Annotated in this window: 16 protein-coding genes; 7 read left to right on the top strand and 9 right to left on the bottom strand. The window is 56.2% G+C overall.

The window, feature by feature from the left end:
- The first annotated feature begins 8 nt into the window (after positions 1–8).
- Positions 9–860 carry a 23S rRNA (guanine(745)-N(1))-methyltransferase gene (gene rlmA, locus ACZ3HG_RS04145; RefSeq protein WP_465331958.1) on the top strand — a complete coding sequence of 284 codons (852 nt, stop codon included), beginning with the start codon at positions 9–11 and terminating at the stop codon, positions 858–860.
- Here rlmA and ACZ3HG_RS04140 read toward each other — a convergent pair.
- The 4 genes from ACZ3HG_RS04140 to manX all read right to left on the bottom strand — a co-directional run bounded on the left by ACZ3HG_RS04140 (position 841) and on the right by manX (position 4,048).
- Positions 841–1,299 carry a DUF986 family protein gene (locus ACZ3HG_RS04140; protein ID WP_191932560.1) on the bottom strand — a complete coding sequence of 153 codons (459 nt, stop codon included), beginning with the start codon at positions 1,297–1,299 and terminating at the stop codon, positions 841–843. The two genes, rlmA and ACZ3HG_RS04140, sit on opposite strands and share 20 nt — an antisense overlap.
- Positions 1,300–1,363: 64 nt before the next feature.
- The gene (locus ACZ3HG_RS04135) at positions 1,364–2,215 is read right to left on the bottom strand and encodes a PTS mannose transporter subunit IID (RefSeq protein WP_191932559.1); all 852 of its coding nucleotides are present in this window, start codon (positions 2,213–2,215) and stop codon (positions 1,364–1,366) included.
- 15 nt (positions 2,216–2,230) lie between these two features.
- Positions 2,231–3,031, bottom strand: coding sequence for a PTS mannose/fructose/sorbose transporter subunit IIC (locus ACZ3HG_RS04130; RefSeq protein WP_062746202.1), 801 nt, complete (start codon positions 3,029–3,031; stop codon positions 2,231–2,233).
- 57 nt (positions 3,032–3,088) lie between these two features.
- The gene (gene manX, locus ACZ3HG_RS04125; RefSeq protein WP_465331955.1) at positions 3,089–4,048 is read right to left on the bottom strand and encodes a PTS mannose transporter subunit IIAB; all 960 of its coding nucleotides are present in this window, start codon (positions 4,046–4,048) and stop codon (positions 3,089–3,091) included.
- Positions 4,049–4,564: 516 nt separating this feature from the next.
- Between manX and ACZ3HG_RS04120 the strand changes: the two genes are divergently transcribed.
- Positions 4,565–6,127: a TerC family protein gene (locus tag ACZ3HG_RS04120; RefSeq protein ID WP_191932557.1), complete on the top strand. Its 1,563-nt coding sequence runs from the start codon at positions 4,565–4,567 to the stop codon at positions 6,125–6,127.
- Between the two features lie 68 nt (positions 6,128–6,195).
- On the opposite strand, the gene ACZ3HG_RS04115 is transcribed toward ACZ3HG_RS04120, so the two are convergent.
- The 4 genes from ACZ3HG_RS04115 to pabB form a co-directional block, all read right to left on the bottom strand.
- Positions 6,196–7,758, bottom strand: coding sequence for an EAL domain-containing protein (locus ACZ3HG_RS04115; RefSeq protein ID WP_191932556.1), 1,563 nt, complete (start codon positions 7,756–7,758; stop codon positions 6,196–6,198).
- A 237-nt stretch (positions 7,759–7,995) separates the two neighbouring features.
- Positions 7,996–9,360, bottom strand: a complete 1,365-nt coding sequence (locus ACZ3HG_RS04110) for an L-serine ammonia-lyase (protein ID WP_191932555.1) — start codon at positions 9,358–9,360, stop codon at positions 7,996–7,998.
- A 191-nt stretch (positions 9,361–9,551) separates the two neighbouring features.
- Positions 9,552–10,127: a CoA pyrophosphatase gene (locus ACZ3HG_RS04105; RefSeq protein ID WP_191932554.1), complete on the bottom strand. Its 576-nt coding sequence runs from the start codon at positions 10,125–10,127 to the stop codon at positions 9,552–9,554.
- Positions 10,117–11,484, bottom strand: a complete 1,368-nt coding sequence (gene pabB / locus ACZ3HG_RS04100) for an aminodeoxychorismate synthase component 1 (protein WP_465331951.1) — start codon at positions 11,482–11,484, stop codon at positions 10,117–10,119. The genes ACZ3HG_RS04105 and pabB overlap by 11 nt, the downstream gene beginning before the upstream one ends.
- 115 nt (positions 11,485–11,599) lie before the next feature.
- Here pabB and ACZ3HG_RS04095 point away from each other — a divergent pair, with 115 nt between their 5' ends.
- Positions 11,600–11,830, top strand: a complete 231-nt coding sequence (locus ACZ3HG_RS04095; RefSeq protein ID WP_062746189.1) for a YoaH family protein — start codon at positions 11,600–11,602, stop codon at positions 11,828–11,830.
- 35 nt (positions 11,831–11,865) lie between these two features.
- On the opposite strand, the gene ACZ3HG_RS04090 is transcribed toward ACZ3HG_RS04095, so the two are convergent.
- Positions 11,866–12,210 carry a RidA family protein gene (locus ACZ3HG_RS04090; protein WP_191932551.1) on the bottom strand — a complete coding sequence of 115 codons (345 nt, stop codon included), beginning with the start codon at positions 12,208–12,210 and terminating at the stop codon, positions 11,866–11,868.
- A 135-nt stretch (positions 12,211–12,345) separates the two neighbouring features.
- Here ACZ3HG_RS04090 and ACZ3HG_RS04085 point away from each other — a divergent pair, with 135 nt between their 5' ends.
- The 4 genes from ACZ3HG_RS04085 to fadD all read left to right on the top strand — a co-directional run bounded on the left by ACZ3HG_RS04085 (position 12,346) and on the right by fadD (position 17,570).
- Positions 12,346–14,280 carry a helicase C-terminal domain-containing protein gene (locus tag ACZ3HG_RS04085; protein ID WP_191932550.1) on the top strand — a complete coding sequence of 645 codons (1,935 nt, stop codon included), beginning with the start codon at positions 12,346–12,348 and terminating at the stop codon, positions 14,278–14,280.
- Between the two features lie 34 nt (positions 14,281–14,314).
- A complete protein-coding gene (gene tsaB / locus ACZ3HG_RS04080; RefSeq protein WP_465331948.1) occupies positions 14,315–15,016 on the top strand; it encodes a tRNA (adenosine(37)-N6)-threonylcarbamoyltransferase complex dimerization subunit type 1 TsaB in 702 nt (233 codons plus the stop codon).
- 59 nt (positions 15,017–15,075) lie between these two features.
- Positions 15,076–15,672, top strand: coding sequence for a Slp family lipoprotein (locus tag ACZ3HG_RS04075; protein WP_465331946.1), 597 nt, complete (start codon positions 15,076–15,078; stop codon positions 15,670–15,672).
- A gap of 212 nt (positions 15,673–15,884) precedes the next feature.
- The gene (fadD, locus tag ACZ3HG_RS04070) at positions 15,885–17,570 is read left to right on the top strand and encodes a long-chain-fatty-acid--CoA ligase FadD (RefSeq protein WP_465331945.1); all 1,686 of its coding nucleotides are present in this window, start codon (positions 15,885–15,887) and stop codon (positions 17,568–17,570) included.
- Positions 17,571–17,591 lie beyond the last annotated feature (21 nt).

Raw genomic sequence — 17,591 nt, 5'->3', positions numbered from 1 at the left:
TGTTTCTTATGTCGTACCAGTGTCCCCTCTGCCAGCAGCCGCTGTTGTTAAACCAGCGCACCTGGCGCTGCGAAAACCAACATCAGTTCGATCAGGCCAGAGAGGGCTATGTGAATCTGCTGCCGGTACAGCATAAGCGCTCAAAGCAGCCGGGTGACAGTGCCGATATGATGCAGGCGCGGCGTAACTTCCTTGATGCCGGTCACTACCAGCCGCTACAGGAGCTGGTTAGTGAGCTGCTGGCGCGGGTGCTACCGGAGGGGCCTCTGAACGTGCTGGATATTGGCTGCGGGGAAGGGTACTACACCCACCACGTTGCCAGCCGTCTGGCGGCGAAGGGTGAGGCGAAAGTCTGGGGGCTGGACGTGGCTAAAATTGCCATACGCGCCGGGGCAAAGCGTTATCACAACGTGGCGTTTTGCGTCGCCTCCAGCCATCGCCTGCCCTTCAGTGACGATCGCTTTGACGCCGTGCTGCGTATCTACGCCCCCTGCAAGGCCGAAGAACTGGCCCGGGTGGTAAAACCCGCAGGCTACGTCCTGACCGTGACCCCTGGCCCACGCCACCTGATGCAGTTCAAAGCGCTGATCTATCAGGAAGTGCAGCTGCATGACACCACGCCGGAAACGATGCCGGGCTTCACGCTGGTGGAAGAGCAGCAGCTCAACTATCCCATGGTGTTGAACAGCGAAGAGTCCGGCGCTCTGCTGCAGATGACGCCTTTTGCCTGGCGTGCCCGCCCGGAGGTCTGGGGCATTCTCGCGACCACAGAGCAGTTTGCCTGTGAAACCGACTTCACACTGCGCCTGTGGCAGCGTGACAGCCAGCAAGCCCCGGTGGTTAACGACTTTCCAGCATAACCTGGTAGATCTTCTCCAGGTCATCTAACTGGCGAACGTGGATCAGTAACCGGCGGTTTTCCAGCGCGATCACCAGCACGCCATCTTCCGACAGGTTGATGGCGCTGATGCGTTCCCAGCGTATAAATACATTGGCGTAGAAAAACCCCGCCTGTTTGAGCAGCAGCTTGGGTGCCCGTATCCAGAATAGCCATACCGCCAGCGCACTCAGCGCCATCAGCAGCAGAGTGGTAAGCTGCGGGCCGCTGTCGCTGACGTTCTTGTAGATCAGGATAACCAGCAAACCAATAAAAATAAGGCTGTCGATCTTATTACGGCGCTGCAGCAGGACTTTCAGCCGCGTCGGGCCGTGAAGGCGGTCCATAATCCACTCATCGTAGATGGCATAAAGCAAAATTAACGCAATAAACAGCACGATAAAATAATCAGTCAAAAACATAACAGAGCCCATAAAAAGGGGCCAGACTGTGCTGGCCCCGGAGTGAAAGCAAAACTAACTGACTTCAGACACCCAGCAGACCAATCCAGTAGCCGAAGATACCAATCGCAAAGAAGCCCATGATAATCCACAGCGCGTTGACTTTACGGCGCAGCAGCCACATACAGCCGAAGGTAAGCAGCAGAGGGATCAAACCCGGCATCAGCTGGTCAAGAATCGACTGAACGGTGGTGACGGTGGTTTTACCCGTCTGGTCAGTGATCCTGGACACCACCAGCGGAACGTTAACATGCGTCCATTTATTTACCAGCGCTCCCATGACAAACAGGCCGAGAATGGACGCCCCCTCAGTCAGTTTCTGCAGGAAGCCGCCACCCATATCGCTGACGATATCCACCCCTTTACGGTAGCCGTAAGCCACACCGTAATAACGCACCAGTAAACGTACCAGGTTAAACAGCACAAAGAACAGCAAAGGACCCAGCAGGCTGCCGCTCATAGCAATCCCGGCACCCAGTGCAGCAAAGACCGGACGCACGGTTCCCCAGAAGATAGGGTCACCGACACCCGCCAGCGGTCCCATCAGGCCCACCTTGATGCCGTTAATTGCCGCGTCATCAATGGCTGCGCCATTAGCGCGCTGCTCTTCCATCGCCATCGTCACGCCCAGCACCGGGGCCGCAACGTAAGGGTGGGTATTAAAGAACTCCAGATGGCGTTTAATGGCCTGTTTGCGGTCGTCATTGTTCTCAGGGTACAGGCGGCGGATCACCGGCACCATGGAATAACAGAATCCCAGGGCCTGCATACGTTCGAAGTTCCACGAACCCTGAAACAGGTTAGAGCGTAAGAACACACCGCGAATATCGCCTGGCGTCAGTTTCTTTTGCGTAGCGGTAGTTGTTGTATCAACCATTTCTCTCACCTTTCCTTAATCGAGTTCGTTATCAAGGTCGTTATGTGCCGGCCCTGACGCCTGTGCACCCGCAACACGGTTATATTTTGGTGCCAGCTGGATATACAGGATAGCCATCACCACGCCAATCACGCCCAGCGCGACCAGGTTGAAGCTGGTAAATGCGGCAGTAACAAAACCCAGGTAGAAGAACGGCATCAGGTAACCGGCACGCATCATGTTGATCACCATGGCGTAACCGACGACCACGATCATGCCACCGGCAATATTCAGACCGTTGGTGACCACGTCCGGGATCGAGTTGAGCAGCTCCTGTACCACGTGGGTACCAACGGATACAGCCACAATCAGCGCGGGGATAGCAATACGCATCGCCTGCAGCACCAGCGCAGAGACATGGATCCACGAGATAGCGGTCAGGTTGCCTTTTTCAGCGGCTTTATCGGCCGCGTGCTGGAAGGCCACAGTGATGGTACGCACGATAATGGTCAGCACCTGGCCTGCGGCAGCAAGCGGGATAGCCAGTGCAATACCGGCACCGACGCTTTGTCCGCCAGCAATAACCAGAATGGTGGAAATGATGGAGGCCAGGGCCGCATCGGGCGCGACGGCGGCCCCGATATTCATCCAGCCCAGGGCGATCATTTCCAGTGTACCGCCGATAATAATACCGGTTTTCATATCGCCCAGTACGGCGCCTATCAACGTACAGGCCACTAAGGGCCGGTGAAACTGAAATTCATCCAGGATGGAACCCATGCCTGCGATACAGGCCACGATAAATATCAGTACAATTTGTAGCGTGGTAATCTCCATTACACTTTTCCTCTTTCATGCCAGAACGGAGTTCAACCTGAGCAGTCAGGCCACGGTCTATTGCGTCATTTTGTCGATCAGATCCATCATTTTCAGGCGCTGGTCGCTGGAGACCTTACGGACTTCCAGTTCGATACCCCGCTCATTCAGCTTTTTAAACGCCTCAATATCTTTAGCGTCGACCGATACCGCGTTATTCACCTGCGTTTTTCCCTGACGGAATGCCATGCCGCCGATATTCACTGTGGTGATGTTGACGCCTTCCTCGACCAGACGCAGGACGTCAGTCGGGTTGGTAAATAACAGCATCACTTTGTCTTTTCCGTATTTGGGGTTATTCCATACGCGAACCATTTTAGCGACGTCGACAACGTGTGCGGTGACACCCGGTGGGGCCACCTGAGTGAGCAGCGTTTTACGCACGTTATCAGCGGCGACTTCATCGCTGACGACGATAATGCGCGTGACGTTGGTCTCTTTGGTCCAGCGGGTGGCCACCTGACCATGGATCAGACGGTCATCGATGCGCGCAAGCCCAATTTTCATATGATCGCCGGGCTGCATGGGGGCCTGGGGAGGTGGGGGCGCTTTGACGGCGGCGACAGGCGTTGCCTCGGGCAGCTTCGCTTTCAGTGCCTTCACGCCTTCACGTCCGGTTTCAACCGCCAGAGCAACCAGCTCATCGAAGGTGGGATTATCGTCACGCGCCATCAGTACTTCGACCAGCATCGGGATATTGACCCCGGCGACCACGTCGTAATTCTCTTTATCGACGACCAGGCGACTGGCCGCATTGAACGGGCTGCCTCCCCAGGTATCGACGAGGAAAAGCACGCCCTGTGCACTGTCCATCTCTGCCAGACGCGTCTGGTATTTCTCCATCAGCGTTTCGGCATTTTCCCCGGGGACAAAGTCGATCCAGCCGACATTTTCCTGCTCCCCTAACAGCATTTCGGCAGTCTTCAGTAGTTGTTCTGCCGCCCAGCCGTGTGTGCCGATCATAATAGCAATAGTCACTTGCTACCTCCTTTATACGTTGGCAACGGCTACAGCCAGCTAGCCGCGCAAGGGTCATCTGAATCAACAGGCATTCAGTATGATTAAAGTCCAACTTTTACTGCGACGTGCTCAAAACGGGTCAGTAGTTCTAAACACACAGCCATAAACGGGATTTATTTTAGTATGCGAAAAAATAAATATTGTGACGGTGCTCAGTTATTTAGACGTTAACCTGGATTTCAGGAAGCCTGATGAAACATTATCCAGAAAGTGGCAAAACATGCCCGAGTGTAAGAAATTATTTTGACGCTACTGTTTCAACTGCTAAAGTAATGATCCTTTTTCAATACAGGAGTAACGGGCCTCAGCCCTCCCTATGGACTGTCACCGAAGTCGCTTAATCATGCCGCCGGGCTACCCGGTCTTGTTTTCAACGTCGCCAGACGTCACCTTACATTCCACTCGTTGTCATCCCTGCTGCACGCTCACCCGAACGTTTGCTGCCTGTTCCCGTTCCTTTTTCCGGAGTCTGTCATGGAATTTCTCTTAGACCCCTCAATCTGGGCAGGTCTCTTTACGCTCATCGTTCTTGAGATCGTGCTGGGTATCGATAACCTGGTATTTATTGCCATCCTTGCCGATAAGCTGCCGCCGAAACAGCGTGACAAAGCCCGGCTGATTGGCCTGTCCCTGGCCCTGATTATGCGTCTGGGCCTGCTATCGCTGATCTCATGGATGGTGACGTTAACCCGTCCTCTTTTCAGCGTCGGCGACTTCAGCTTCTCGGGCCGTGATCTGATCCTGCTGGTGGGCGGATTGTTCCTGCTGTTCAAAGCTACGATGGAGCTGCACGAACGGCTGGAAAACCGCGATATGAACGCCGGTGGTAATAAAGGATATGCCAGTTTCTGGGCCGTGGTGGTGCAGATTGTCATTCTTGACGCCGTGTTCTCCCTGGATGCGGTGATCACCGCCGTCGGGATGGTGAATAACCTGGCCATCATGATGACTGCGGTGATCATTGCGATGGGCGTCATGCTGCTGGCGTCTAAGCCGCTAACGAACTTTGTTAACGCGCATCCGACCGTGGTGGTGCTGTGCCTGAGCTTCCTGCTGATGATTGGTCTCAGCCTGGTAGCGGAAGGTTTTGGTTTCCATATTCCCAAAGGCTACCTGTACGCGGCGATTGGCTTCTCCATTCTTATTGAGCTGTTCAACCAGATTGCGCGCCACAACTTTATGCGTCATCAGGAGCGGCGTCCGATGCGTGAACGTACCGCAGAGGCTATTCAGCGACTGATGGGCGGACGTCGCCAGAACGAAAGCCACAGCAGTGAAAGCAGTGAAGTTGCCGCTATCATGCCGCAGCAGGCGTTTAAAGACGAAGAGCGCTACATGATCAATGGCGTTCTGACGCTGGCCTCCCGTTCGGTGCGCAGCATCATGACCCCGCGCGGTGAAATCTCCTGGGTAGATGCGCTGCGTCCGATCGATGAAATCCGCATTCAGCTGCTGGATACCCCGCACAGCCTGTTCCCGGTCTGCCGGGGTGAACTGGATGAGATTATCGGCGTGGTGCGTGCCAAGGAGCTGTTAGTGGCGCTGGAGCACGGCATTGACGTGGCGACATTCGCGGCGGCAACACCGGCGATTATCGTGCCGGAAACGTTGGATCCGCTGAATCTGCTCGGGGTTCTGCGTCGGGCGAAAGGCAGTTTCGTTGTGGTGACCAATGAGTTTGGCGTCGTACAGGGGCTGATTACGCCGCTGGACGTGCTGGAAGCCATTGCCGGCGAATTCCCGGATGAGGATGAAACCCCGGATATCATTGCCGACGGTGATGGCTGGCTGGTGAAGGGCGGCACCGACCTCCACTCGCTGCAGCAGCTGCTGGATACCCAGGACCTGGTGCGCCCGGAAGACGATCACGCTTCTCTGGCCGGACTGCTGATTGAGCAGAAAGGGCAGTTGCCTAAGCCAGGAGAAGTGATCGAGATGCCGCCGCTGCGCTTCCAGATTATCGAAGCGACGGACTACCGCATCGATCTGGTGCGCGTAACCCGAGAGCGCAATGAGCATGATGAAGACGATCAGTAATCCTTACTGACGCGCAGGCAATAAAAAGCCGGGGATTTCCCCGGCTTTTTTTATGCTGCATGGCGGACTCAGATGCCCAGCGACTCATCATGACTCATCAGCCAGTCCGGGAAGTCGCCTAACGGCATCGGCCGGGCATAGAAATACCCCTGCAGGACATCTACGCCTTTCTCGCGCAGGTAGGCTGCCTGTTCTGCCGTTTCCACCCCTTCGGCCACCAGGCTGATATTCAGCCGCTGTGCCAGGGAAATCACCATATCGGTTACGGTGGCATTAATGGCGTCCGTACCGATAGCCGCGGTGAACACTTTATCGATCTTCAGCACATCCGGACTGAGCGTTTTCAGATACGAAAGCGAGCTGTGCCCGGTACCAAAGTCATCGATCGCCAGCTTCACGCCAATATCATGCAGATGCGACACCACGCGCTGATCCACCACCGGCAGGGAGTCCCGTTCGGTCAGTTCTACGATCAGCTGCGGTTTCGGGTTGGCCGGCCACCACAGGCGTTGGAGATCGTCGATGATGGCCCGCTCGTGGAAGTGGCTGGCCGCAACGTTAATGGCGATATGAAACGAGGAAGAGGCCGGCAAATCTGGCAGGTGCCTGACCACTTCACCGATCACAAAACGCGTCAGTGGGGCGATCAGGTTTTGCCGTTCTGCCAGCGGAATAAAGACGTCAGGCGGGATCCAGCCCTGGCGGGGGTTATGCCAGCGCAGCAGCAGCTCAATGCCGTCACAGGCACCGGTACGGGCGTTGATCAGCGGCTGACAGTAGACCATAAACTCACGGGCGGTGATGCCATAGCTGATTTGCCAGGAGAGACTCATGCGGTTGGCCGTGGCCAGCCAGACGATATAGCCCATCAGTAAACTGAGTAGCAGCGCCAGCGGGAGCTGGGAAGGGACGGTCATCAGCGCCAGGCGCGACGGCGAAGGGCCGAACAGCGTGATAGAGAAGGGATAACGCAGCGACGACTCTTCGTAACTCACTTCGTCATCCGACGGTACCGCAGGCTCAATCATCGGATTACCGTATTCCAGACTCTTACCGGCGACGTTGAAAATCGCCCGTTCCACCCAGGGCAGCGTGGGCTCCAGCAGATAATTGGTCATCAGCTCAATGTTAATGACCTGGATGATGCCTGAGCGGTTATCCAGCGAACGTGGCGTCCAGAACAGCAGTACCGGTGAGCCTTTAATCAGATGCTCATCCACCGCCAGCAGCATGCGCTGGTTGTTTACCGCCAGCTCAGGATACGTGTCGGTAAACGGAATGTCAGCGCTGCCGTAAATGCTGGAACAGTAAATGCGATCTTCATCCACCAGCAGAATCGATCGTACCGTCTGCAGGGAGGCCAGTTTTTCAATCAGCGGAAAGCGGATTTCACCACAGGTGAGGCCAACCAGTCCGATCGTATTATTGGCCGCCACGTCCAGCGGCGAAAACATGCGGTCAAAGCGCTGGATAGCATTATCAGCAAAGGTCCGCGACTGCTGCTCTATCCGGTTTTTCTCTTCCAGAAAACGGAAGGTTAATGTGAGAATGAGCACCAACGCGGCAACAACCGCAGCGATAAGTAATCGCTTACGGCGAAACTGTCCGAATACTTCCTGGGACATTTGCATCAGTAACCACCCTTAAGATCAAGACGCGTACACAGAGATCGAATACCAATTATCGGCAACTGAGGCATTAAGTTTAGTAGTGCGGAAGAGAAAAGCTGAATGGCTCAAAAACAGGAACTTACTCTCACAAACACGCTAAAACACTTTAGCTATTTCCTGATGCTGGCGATAGCAGGGCGGTGAATTATTTTTGGTGAGGGGGAATAAAAAACGCCACCCGGGAGGGTGGCGTCGGTATCAGTCACACTGGACTTTAATCGCCAGCCCACCGCGTGATGTTTCGCGATATTTCGCGTTCATATCTTTGCCGGTTTCGTACATCGTCTCGATAACCTTATCCAGCGAAACACGGGCCTCACTGGTGCGGCGCATCGCCATACGGGCCGAGTTGATGGCTTTCACCGAGGCAATGGCGTTGCGTTCAATGCACGGCACCTGCACCTGACCTGCGACCGGGTCACAGGTGAGACCCAGGTTATGCTCCATGCCAATCTCTGCGGCAACGGCAACCTGTTCCGGGCTGGCGCCAAGCAGTTCTGCCAGACCGGCCGCTGCCATCGAACACGCGACCCCCACTTCCCCCTGACAGCCTACTTCCGCCCCGGAAATCGACGCATTCATTTTATACAGAATGCCGATCGCCCCTGAGGCCATAAAGTAGCGGGTAAAAATTTCCGGGGTCACCGGCTCAATAAAGTGATCGTAGTACGCCAGCACGGCAGGAACAATACCGCAGGCACCGTTGGTCGGCGCGGTGACAACGCGGCCGCCGGCAGCATTCTCTTCGTTCACCGCCAGCGCAAACATGTTCACCCAGTCGATGACGATCATCGGGTCACTGGACATTTTATCGGATGAGACCAGCAGGCGACGCAGGGCAGACGCACGGCGCGGCACCCGCAGCGGCCCGGGCAGAACGCCTTCGGTATTCAGACCGCGATCGATACACTCACGCATGGTGCGCCAGATGTCAGTGAAGTAGCTTTCAATATCGGCGCGACTGTGTACCGCCAGCTCATTCTTCATCACCATGCCGGACAGTGACAGGCCGGTCATCTGACAGTGGGCCAGCATCTCTTTTGCGGAGTTAAACGGGTAGGGGACGGAGACTTCATTCACTACCGATTTGCCGAAGTTCTCTTCATCGACAATAAAGCCGCCACCCACGGAATAATACGTTTTGCTGTAAATACGCAGCTCACCGGCAAAGGCGTGAATGGTCATACCGTTTTCATGCAGAGACAGATTATCGCTGCGGAACACCATGCCCCCTTCACGCGGGAAGTCCACTTCATGCGCCCCGTTGGCCAGCAGCAGCCGCTGACGTTGTTCAACGTCGCGAATAAAGGCTGGAATACCGTCGATATCCACACTTTCCGGTGAGGCACCGGACAGACCCATAATAATGGCGATATCAGTATGGTGCCCTTTACCGGTCAGGGAAAGGGAACCGTAAACATCGACAGCAATACGCGTCACCGAGGAGAGCTGGCGATTGTTCACCAGATCGTCGACGAACTGTTTGCCGGCTTTCATTGGGCCAACCGTATGAGAACTCGACGGACCAATGCCGATCTTAAACATGTCGAAAACGCTAATCACGTTGTACGCTCCTGTAAGGATTTTAAATCACGCTGTGGGAGAGGTAAGAACGGGTGCCCACATTTTGCGAGAAATATAAATGAAAAAGCACCGTATTGCAGTGATTTGGATCGCCCGTTGGCAATAATCTGGTGAAAAATAATGTAAAGGCGGCTTTTGAAGCAACTAATGGCTGCATTTTAGCCGATTTCTCAGGATTTTGCCACTTGCAGGCTTAGCTGACGGATAATCCCGCCTGTCATACCCCAGATAAAGTAGTCATCGAACCAGGACAGCCAGATGCGATGGGTCTGACCGGCACGGTGAATATCCAGCGCAGAGTAACGGCCTGGGCGCAGCGCTTCTTCCAACGGCATCTCAAAGACGGACTCGACTTCCCCCTCATTTGCCTGCCAGCGCAGACCGGGGGGCAGCACACCAACCACCGGCGTGACCTGAAAACCGGTGCTGCTGGTCACCGGGGGCAGCACACCGATCACCTTCACCGCAGCAGGAGGGATTGCCACCTCTTCCCAGGCTTCGCGCAGGGCCGTGACAACCAGAGAGGCATCGCTGTCGTCCTTCATCCCCCCGGGGAAAGCCACCTGGCCTGCATGCTTACGCAGCGTGGCGGCACGGCGGGTCAGCAGCAGGGTCGGTTCAGGGTGGGCAATAATGGGCACCAGTACCGCCGCCTGGCGGCGCGGTAAGTTACGCTTGCCTTCTGCCGGAGGCTGTAACAGAAAGCGCGTCAGAAACTGCGACAGAACAGAGTCATCAGGGCTCATCGGGCGACGACTCCAGACAGGGCAGAATGCGGTTCACTTTATCCAGGGTTTCCTGGTACTCCGCCGCTTCATCACTGTCGGCAACGATGCCGCCCCCGGCCGCACAGTAAAGCGTGCCCTGCTCGGCGATCAGCGTGCGGATGGTTATGCTGCTGTCCATTCGCCCGCAGACGCTGAGATAACCTATGCTGCCGCACCACGCATTTCGCCGCTGGGGCTCCAGCGTTTCAATGATCTCCATCGCCCGGACTTTTGGCGCGCCGGTGATGGAACCGCCGGGGAAACAGGCACGGAGCAGGTCGCAGGCGGTCAGGGCGGGCTTCAGCTCCGCGGTAATGGTACTGACCAGGTGGTGAACTGCCGGGAAGGGTTCGACGACGAACAACTGCGGAACCTTCACGCTGCCCGGCACGGCTACGCGGCCAATATCGTTGCGCAGCAGGTCGACAATCATCAGGTTTTCACTGCGGTCTTTCGGCGACTGCGCCAGCTTCTCTCCCTGCAACCGGTCGGCGTGCGGATCGGCCAGCCGTGGCATTGTGCCTTTGATAGGTCGGGTTTCAATCTGCTGTCCAGTGAGTTTAATAAAACGCTCGGGCGACAGGCTGAGGATCACGCTGTCCGGCAGGCAAATAAAGGCGCTGAAGGGGGCACGATTTTGTCGGCACAGACGTAAAAATGCCTGCCATTCGTCACCCTGATAGCGGGCGGCAAAGCGCTGAGCCAGATTGACCTGATAGCAGTCGCCAGACAGCAGCCATTGCTGGATCTGACGAAATTTATCACCGTATTCTTCACGCGACATATTGGCCCGCCAGGGGCCAATCAGATGGAAGTCCGAAACCGGCGGGGCCTGCTGTGCGTCCAGCCACTGAAGGCGTGCCTTGAGGTCTCCCTGCACCACCAGCGTCAGCTTCTGTTGCTGATGGTCAGCAATCAGCGCCCAGTCATAAATCCCGACGGCCATATCCGGCGTCGTCAGCTGTGCCTCTGCCGTGGTCTGCAGCTGTTCAAAACGGCGGCCGAGGTCATAGCCAAACAGACCCAGTGCGCCTCCCTGAAAAGGCAGATCCGGGTGCTGCTCAGCCTGCAGTCCACAGGTGGCTAACTGCTGTTGCAGCAGCGTCAGCGGGTCGTCACCTGAACGCTGTTGCGCACCACCGGCATCAATGGTGGTGTGACTGCCGCGGGTGGTCAGCGTGACGCGGGGGTCGGCCACCATAATATCGAAGCGGTTATCAGCGTGATCGGCAAACCCGGAATGCAGCAGCATCGCCCAGGGGAGATGAGCGAGGCGGGCAAAATGATGCTCAATGGCATCTGGCGTATAATTCAGACAATGATAAACAGGCGACATAGCTCTTCAGCAGACAAAATTCATTGATACGCCAAGCGTGACATATTTTTATGTCGCTGGCATCTCTTTGTCGCCCGTGGAATAATCCGCACCGCAAACCACCTCAGGAGTCACTATGTTTACAGGATTACCCGCGCTGTCACATGAGCAGCAGCAGGACGCGGTAGAACGCATTCAGAAGCTGATGTCAGAGGGAATGAGCAGCGGCGAGGCGATAACGCTGGTCGCCGCTGAAATCCGTGAGAACCACACCGGCGGTCACGTCCCGGTGATGTTCGATGAGGATGAAGAAGATTATATGGGCGACAATAACCACGACGAAGAAGAAGAAGAGTACGACGAATAAGTGGTTAACCCCTGCCGGCCCGGCAGGGGAATGTATTATCGTGCGGCAACGATTTTAATTTCTACCCGGTATTTCGGGTTCATCAGGTTAGCCTGCACCGTACAGCGCACCGGCGCGTTACCCGGCGACACCCACGCATCCCACGCGCGATTCATCGCCGCGAAATCGGCTTTATCCACTAGGAAAATGGTGGCATCCAGGATTTTACTTTTATCCGAACCGACGCGGGTCAGCAGGTTATCGATCACTGCCAGGGCATTGGCCGTCTGCGCTTCTGCATCATCATCCAGATTTTCCGGCACGCTGGTGTAATACACCGTATCGTTATGGATCACGGCTTCGGACATCCTGTGTTCAGGATCGATACGTTCGATGGTCATATGAGTTCCTTTTTTTCAATGCGCTTAAAACCGCGACAGACTGGCACAGATTACCGTTATCTGTCACCTAAAGGGTGGAGTGCACAGGCGGATACTGACATAATTACAGTAGTATTGACCAGGTGGTGAGGGTATGTGGTAGACGATTTTGCAGCAGAAGGCGCACTGGCGCAGGCGATCCCCGGCTTCCGGCCGCGTGAACCTCAGCGCGAAATGGCGGCGGCGGTGGCGCAGGCCATTGATAATAAAAGTGAGCTGGTGGTTGAAGCAGGAACCGGCACGGGGAAAACCTATGCCTACCTTGCCCCGGCGCTGCGTTCCGGTAAAAAAGTCATTGTATCAACCGGGTCTAAAGCTCTGCAGGACCAGCTTTACAGCCGCGATCTGCCGACGGTGGCCAGGGCGCTGAAATTTAAAGGCAGCATGGCCCTGCTTAAGGGGCGTTCAAACTATCTCTGCCTTGAGCGGCTTGAACAGCAGTCGATGGCCGGTGGTGAGCTGGCGGTCCAGGCGATGAGCGATCTGGTACACCTGCGTGGCTGGTCGAACGAAACCGTCGACGGTGATATCAGCACCTGCGGTGGCGTGGCCGAAGACAGCCCGATCTGGCCACTGGTGACCAGCACCAATGATAACTGCCTGGGCAGCGACTGCCCGCAGTACAAAGACTGTTTTGTGGTGAAGGCGCGGCGTAAAGCAATGGATGCCGACGTGGTGGTGGTCAACCATCATCTCTTTCTTGCTGATATGGTCGTCAAAGAGAGCGGCTTTGCTGAACTGATCCCCGAGGCTGACGTGATGATCTTCGATGAGGCGCATCAGGTTCCGGATATTGCCAGCCAGTATTTTGGCCAGCAGCTCTCCAGCCGCCAGCTGCTTGACCTGGCAAAAGATATCACCATCGCCTACCGCACCGAGGTGCGGGATATGCAGCAGCTGCAGAAATCAGCGGACCGGCTGGCGCAAAGTGCCCAGGATTTCCGCCTCGCCTTAGGGGACCCCGGGTTTCGCGGTAATCTGCGTGAGCTGTTGAGTAACCCGCAGATCCAGCGCGCACTGCTGCTGCTCGATGATGCCCTGGAGCTGTGCTACGACGTGGCGAAACTCTCCCTGGGCCGTTCTGCGCTGCTGGATGCGGCTTTTGAGCGGGCGGCCCTGTATCGGGGACGGCTTAAGCGGCTGAAGGACACCACCCAGCCGGGTTTCAGCTACTGGTATGAATGCAACGCCCGCAACTTTGTGCTGGCACTGACGCCACTGTCCGTTTCCGATCGTTTTCGCGAGGTGATGGATGAGCGTCCGGCAAGCTGGATCTTTACCTCCGCCACTCTCGCGGTCAACGAGCAGATGACCCACTTTGTGGAGCGGCTGGGGGTGAGTAAAGCTGAAACGCTGATCCTCAACAGCCCCTTTGACTTTGCCCGTCAGGCCCTGCTGTGCGTGCCAAGAAATCTGCCGTCACCCAATCAGCCCGGCGGTGCCCGACAGCTGGCCAGGATGATGCGCCCGCTGATCGAAGCCAATGACGGCGGCTGCTTCTTCCTGTGTACCTCCCATCAGGTGATGCGCGAGCTGGCCGCTGAATTCCGGGCCACCATGACATTGCCCGTGCTGCTGCAGGGGGAAACCAGCAAGGGGCAGATCCTCAAACAGTTTGTGGCGGCGGGCAATGCGCTGCTGGTGGCCACCAACAGTTTCTGGGAAGGGGTGGACGTGCGCGGTGATGCACTGTCGCTGGTGATTATCGACAAGCTGCCGTTCACCTCACCTGAGGACCCGCTGCTGAAAGCCCGTATGGAAGACTGCAAAATTCGCGGCGGAGAACCTTTTGATGACGTGCAGCTGCCGGATGCGGTTATCGCTCTGAAGCAGGGCGTTGGACGTCTGATCCGCGACGTGGACGATCGTGGCGTGCTGGTGATCTGCGATAACCGGCTGGTAATGCGTCCGTACGGTGCGGTGTTTGTGAACAGCCTGCCGCCCACGCCGCGCACGCGTGACCTGCAAAAGGCGATAGACTTTCTGCAAAAAATGGGCGGCAGTAAGCATTCCGACGGTGATGTGCTATGATGCGCGCCGAAAATTTTTCTCCCCTGAGGTTGTTATGTCCACGCGAATTTTAGCCATTGATACGGCCACGGAAGCCTGCTCGGTTGCCCTCCTGAATGACCAGCACCAGCTGGCACATTTTGAACTCTGTGCGCGTGAACATACGCAACGTATTTTGCCGATGGTGCAGCAGATTTTACATGAAGGCGACGTCACCCTGAACGATCTGGATGCGCTGGCCTTTGGCCGGGGGCCGGGAAGTTTTACCGGCGTCCGCATTGGCATCGGCATCGCGCAGGGGCTTTCTCTGGGGGCCGGACTGCCGCTAATCGGTATCTCGACGCTGATGACGATGGCGCAGAGCGCGTGGCGGCTGCACGGGGCGACCCGGGTGCTGGCCGCCATTGATGCACGCATGGGCGAGGTGTACTGGGCTGAATACCAGCGGGACGGGCAGGGTAACTGGCAGGGAGAGGTGAGTGAGGCGGTGCTGAAACCGGACGCGGCAGCGGCGCGCATGGCGGCCCTGAGCGGAGAGTGGACCTGCGTGGGGACGGGCTGGCAGGCCTGGCCGCAGCTGGGAGAAAACAGCGGCCTCGTGCTGACGCGCTCATCGGTGACGCTGCCCTGTGCGGAAGATATGCTGCCGCTGGCGCAGCAGGCGCTGGCCGCTGGCATGACGGTTGCGCCGGAACACGCGGAGCCGACCTACCTTCGTAACGAAGTGACATGGAAAAAATTACCCGGACGTGAGTAGTACAGAGCAACTATTTGAACCGGCAACAGTCGAAGTAGGATAACAACGTGGGAGCGTCTATGCGTAAATCCAGTGTCTGGCAGTGCAGCATTCTGTTTTTAGCGTCGCTGGTGTTAAGCGGCTGTGTCACCGTGCCCGACTCCATTAAAGGGCATTCGGAGACGCCACAGCAGGATCTGGTGCGGGTACTCAGCGCCCCGGAGGTGTTTACCGGCCAGGAGTCACGCTTTGGCGGTAAGGTTATCAAGGTGGATAACCGCAACGGGATGACCCGTCTGGAAATCGCGGCGATGCCGCTGGACGAGGGAGCCAGACCGGTTCTCGGTTCACCGTCGATGGGCCGCATCTTTGCCGATGTGAATGGCTTTATCGATCCGGTCGACTTTAACCAGCAGATGGTCACCGTCGTCGGCACCATTAAAGGGACGGAAAAGGGCAAAATCGGTGAAGCCCAGTATCAGTTCCTGGTGATCGGCGTAACGGGTTATCAGCGCTGGCATATGACACAGCAGATCGTGACCCCACCTCAGCCTATCGATCCGTGGATCTGGTATGGCCCTGGATACGGACGTCATCGTGGCGGCTACTGGGGGCCGGCCCCGTGGGGCTTCTACAATACCGGTCCGGCACAGGTACAGACCATCCTTACCCAGTAAGTTAAAAGCCAGACATTAATCGGCGGGTCCGCTGGATTTCAGCGGACCGGCCTTTTTTTTGATCCTCTCCGGACGAGAGAAATTTAGTGATGGACTTCGCAACCTCAAAACAGAGACCTGAGCAAACTGGTACGCTGAGTTAAAATAATGTTAACAAGTGCCGACCGGTCGAGGCTGCGATGACAACAAATAATAATTTTCGAGGTGATTCCTTGCATAAGGTTTGGTTAAACCGCTATCCCGCCGATGTGCCGGCTGAGATTAATCCCGATCGTTACGGTTCCTTAATTGACCTTTTCGAGCATGCAGCACTCCGCTATGCGGCGCAGACCGCCTTTATCAATATGGGGCAGACCCTTTCCTTCCGTCAGCTGGACGATCGCAGCCGGGCGTTTGCCGCCTATCTGCAGCAGGGCCTCGGGCTGAAGAAAGGCGACCGTGTGGCGCTGATGATGCCCAATCTGCTGCAGTATCCCATCGCGCTGTTTGGTGTGCTTCGCGCCGGTATGATTGTGGTGAACGTCAATCCGCTCTATACGCCACGCGAACTTGAGCATCAGCTGAACGACAGCGGTGCCAGCGCGATTGTGATTGTCTCCAACTTTGCCCATACGCTGGAAAAAGTGGTGGCCAAAACCGCAGTAAAACACGTTATCCTGACCCGCCTTGGCGACCAGCTCTCCCCGGCGAAAGGCACGTTGGTAAACTTCGTTGTGAAATACATCAAGAAGATGGTGCCGAAGTATTATCTGCCCGGCGCCATTTCGTTCCGTCAGGTGCTGCAAAATGGTGCGCAGATGACTTACACCCGGCCGGAAATCCTCAACGACGATATCGCTTTTCTGCAATATACCGGCGGGACGACCGGCGTGGCGAAAGGGGCGATGCTGACCCACCGCAATATGCAGGCGAACCTTGAACAGACTAAGGCCACCTATGGCTCCCTGTTAAAAGCCGGGGAGGAGACGGTGGTTACTGCGCTGCCGCTATACCATATTTTTGCCCTGACCGTGAACGGCCTGTTATTTATTGAACTGGGCGGCGCGAATCTGCTCATTACCAATCCGCGTGATATTCCGGGCCTGGTTAAAGAGTTAAGCAAATATCCGTTTACCGCCATTACGGGCGTCAATACGCTGTTTAACGCGCTGCTGAATGATGACGGATTTAACAAGCTGGATTTTTCTACCCTGGCGCTGTCAGCCGGGGGAGGAATGGCGGTGCAAAAAGCGGTGGCAGAGCGCTGGGAAAAACTCACCGGTCATTATCTGCTGGAGGGGTATGGCCTGACCGAGTGTTCGCCACTGGTCTCGGTAAACCCTTATGACATTCAGTGCCATAACGGCAGCATCGGGCTGCCGGTGCCTTCAACCGATATCATGCTGGTGGATGATGAGTGGAATGAGGTGCCCGTGGGAGAGCCCGGTGAGCTTTGTATTAAAGGGCCGCAGGTGATGGCGGGTTACTGGCAGCGGTCGGAGGCGACGGAGGAAGTTTTAAAAAATGGATGGCTTCGCAGCGGTGATATTGTTACCGTTGACCACGAAGGTTTCCTGCGCATTATCGATCGCAAAAAGGATATGATTCTGGTCTCCGGGTTTAATGTTTATCCCAACGAGATTGAAGATGTTCTGATGCTGCATCCGAAAGTCCGTGAAGCTGCCGCCATCGGCGTGCCGAATGATGCGGCGGGTGAAACAGTGAAGATTTGCGTGGTGAAGAAAGACGACTCACTGACCAAAGACGAGCTGATCGCCCACTGTAAGCGTCATCTGACTGGGTATAAAATCCCCCGAATTGTTGAGTTTCGGGATGAGCTGCCGAAGACCAACGTGGGTAAAATCCTGCGCCGCGAACTGCGCGAGGAAGCGATGAAAACGCAACAACCGTCAGTCTGACAACGGCTGTTTTGCTGATAA

Source organism: Erwinia sp. PME.40.26/001 (genome assembly GCF_055556675.1).
Note: the sequence above shows the minus strand (reverse complement) of the source record. Positions and strands in the feature narration are given on the sequence as shown.